The sequence below is a fragment of the Roseovarius halophilus (ex Wu et al. 2025) genome (assembly GCF_047086965.1).
Map to the genome: position 1 here is coordinate 1 of NZ_JBKOTX010000413.1, position 2,039 is coordinate 2,039.

The 2,039-nt window shown below is 69.4% G+C and carries 1 protein-coding gene and 1 pseudogene; one reads left to right on the plus strand and one right to left on the minus strand.

What is annotated here, in order from left to right:
• A partial coding sequence (gene meaB / locus ACH107_RS32280) for a methylmalonyl Co-A mutase-associated GTPase MeaB (RefSeq protein WP_412509697.1) occupies positions 1-938 on the minus strand: 938 nt, incomplete at its 3' end.
• A 120-nt stretch (positions 939-1,058) separates the two neighbouring features.
• On the opposite strand from meaB, the pseudogene ACH107_RS32285 reads away from it, so the two are divergent.
• Positions 1,059-1,967: pseudogene (locus ACH107_RS32285) on the plus strand (DEAD/DEAH box helicase); the annotation flags it as partial.
• Positions 1,968-2,039 lie beyond the last annotated feature (72 nt).

Sequence of the window (2,039 nt, forward strand, 5' to 3'; positions counted from 1 at the left end):
ACGGCCGGGGTCACGCGCCCGGCCGCCACCCTGTCTGCCAGCCGCGCCATCGCCTCGCGCGCTTCGGGCGTTTCCAGACGCGCCAGAAGGCCCTGCTTCACGTCCTGCTCGAACCAGTACCGCGCCTGCGCCGCACGGCGCGCGTCGAAATGGCCGTGGTCACGCCGCCACGCCACCAGCGCGGTCATTTCTTCCCACGCCTTGCGCAAGCCCTCGTCCTGCAGGGCCGAAACCATCAGCGCCTTGGGAAATCCGTCCGGGTCCTGCGGACGCTTGCGCAGCAGGCGCAGTGCGCCGGCATAGTCGGTGCAGGTGCGCGTGGCCGCCGGTTTGAGGTCGCCATCCGCCTTGTTCACGAGGATGATGTCGGCGATTTCCATGATACCGCGCTTCACGCCCTGCAGCTCGTCCCCGCCCGCCGGCGCCAGGAGCAGCACGAACAGGTCGGACATCTCGGCGACGACGGTTTCGGACTGGCCCACGCCGACCGTCTCGATCAGCACCACGTCGAACCCCGCCGCCTCGCATACCGCCACCGCCTCTCGCGTGCGCCGCGCCACGCCACCCAGATGCGACTGGCTGGGCGAGGGACGGATGAAGGCGCCGGGATCTCGCGACAGGCGCTCCATCCGCGTCTTGTCCCCGAGGATCGATCCGCCCGATCGCGCCGAACTGGGATCCACGGCCAGCACGGCCACCTTCAACCCCATGCCCGTCAGCATCGAGCCGAAGCTCTCGATGAAGGTCGACTTGCCCACGCCGGGGGTGCCCGACAACCCGATGCGGATCGCCTGGCGCCCCGAATCCTTGAGTTTTTCCATCAGTTTGCCGGCGTCCTCGCGATGGTCCGGCCGGGAGCTTTCGATCAGCGTGATCGCCCGCGACAGCGCCCGCCGGTCTCCCTTGAGAAGTCGATCACTGATCTGTGCAATATCCATGCGCCCCGTCCCGATGCTGCGACCCTCTGGCGGCCTACATGCCGCGCCGACCCCGGGATTGTCCAGCCCGGACCCGGCCGGCTATGGAAATCCGGCCTCGGTTGTCGGATAAGACGGCCCATGACGACCGGGCTTCCCATTCACGAGGCCATCGCGCCGCTCTTCGCCGCGCTGCGCGGGACAGGCCGCGCGGTCCTTCAGGCGCCCCCCGGCGCCGGCAAGACCACGGTGGTGCCGCTCGAAATGCTGAAGGCGGGCATCGGCGTGTCCGCCGGGCGCATCGTGATGCTTGAGCCGCGCCGCCTCGCGGCGCGCGCAGCGGCGGCGCGCATGGCCGAAACGCTGGGCGAAAAGCCGGGCGAAACAGTCGGCTATCGCATAAGGGGGGAAACGAGGGTCGGCGACGCCACCCGGATCGAGGTCGTCACCGAAGGCGTCCTGACGCGCATGATCCAGTCCGACCCCGGGCTTTCGGGCGTGGGCGCGGTGATCTTCGACGAATTCCACGAACGCTCCCTCAACGCCGATCTGGGGCTCGCGCTCTGCCTCGAGATCGCCGACGCCCTGCGCGATGACCTGATCCTGCTGGCCATGTCCGCGACGCTCGATGCCGGGCCGGTGGCCGACCTCATGGCCTGCCCCGTCATCACCTCCGAGGGGCGCAGCCACCCGGTCGATATCCACCATCTCGACCGCCCCCTGCCCAAGGACGCCCGATTCGAGGCGGCCTTGGCCGATCTCGTCGAAAGGGCCGTGACGGAAACGACGGGCGGCGTGCTGGTGTTTCTGCCCGGCGAGGGCGAGATCCGCCGGGTCGAGGCGATGCTGCAGGACAGGGTGCCGGCCGAGTGCCGGATCCGCCCGCTCTTCGGCGCGATGGACTTCGTCCGGCAGCGCGCGGCCATCGCTCCGCTCACCGAGGGGCGCAAGGTGGTTCTGGCCACCTCGATCGCCGAGACGTCCCTGACGATCGAGGATATCCGCGTCGTCGTGGACGGCGGCAAGGCCCGGCGCGCGCGAGCGCGTCCTCGATGGCGCGCTTGAGATGCCCATTGGGGCTCTCAATGGAGCCGTTCTCATGGGCGACACCTTTGGTGTTGC